This window comes from Thalassotalea sp. G20_0 (genome assembly GCF_017744175.1).
Taxonomy (GTDB): Bacteria; Pseudomonadota; Gammaproteobacteria; order Pseudomonadales; family Endozoicomonadaceae; genus Endozoicomonas.
On sequence record NZ_JAGHQV010000364.1, the window covers coordinates 1 to 723 of the forward strand.

Below are 723 nucleotides of genomic sequence, written 5' to 3' on the forward strand. Positions count from 1 at the left end.
ATATTGATGTCTCTCTGGGGAGTAATGGTATGCTGTGCCAGGTTGTCTCTAGTCTCCAATGCCAATAAAAATCTTGAAAAGCACATGCATGACCTGTTTACTCGCCTGGATAATACATCCCCAGATAATGAAGAGGATCAATCCATCATTGCCATGGCCGCAAGTTGGCTTGGCAGAGCGTGTCCGTTCGTCCCCCATTACCAGACAATCATTTCAAAACCTCAATCCGACTTCCGCAATCAACTCCAATTATGCATTCCATCTTTGAAGATTGAAGAAGAAAAGAGTCTGAACTTATTACCTCCGGTTGACCTGCTACTGCCAGATCACAACATGGTGATTGAAGTTCAGGGACCGTGTCATTACGTAGGTGGTGATTTCAAAACCAGGAATGGTTCGACCCTGCTTAAAATCGCACTGCTGCAAAAATCAGGATTTGAGGTCATTGAAATCCCGGTTAACCAGCTTTGGAACCGGGATTTAATGAAACTTATTGATCAAATAAAGACCAGGGTAGGCATCCCGCCACAGGGTCATGGCTCTGTATCACTTAAAAACGGGGGGCAGATGAGGCATACGTTACTGCCAATAAAGGATCGCAACCCTCAGATCACTGTTACTAAACCGTCGAAAAATATGTAGAAGATCAAACAGGCAAACCAAAAAGCAGAAAAAGGAAGAGAAAAAACAGCCAGTAATCTCCTCCCTTCCATCATGACTCAA

Annotated in this window: 1 protein-coding gene; it reads left to right on the plus strand. The window is 44.0% G+C overall.

The window, feature by feature from the left end; translation table 11 throughout:
• Window positions 1-642 (plus strand): RAP domain-containing protein (locus J7438_RS26530; RefSeq protein WP_209279022.1); only part of this gene is annotated, 642 nt, incomplete at its 5' end.
• Between the last annotated feature and the right edge of the window lie 81 nt (window positions 643-723).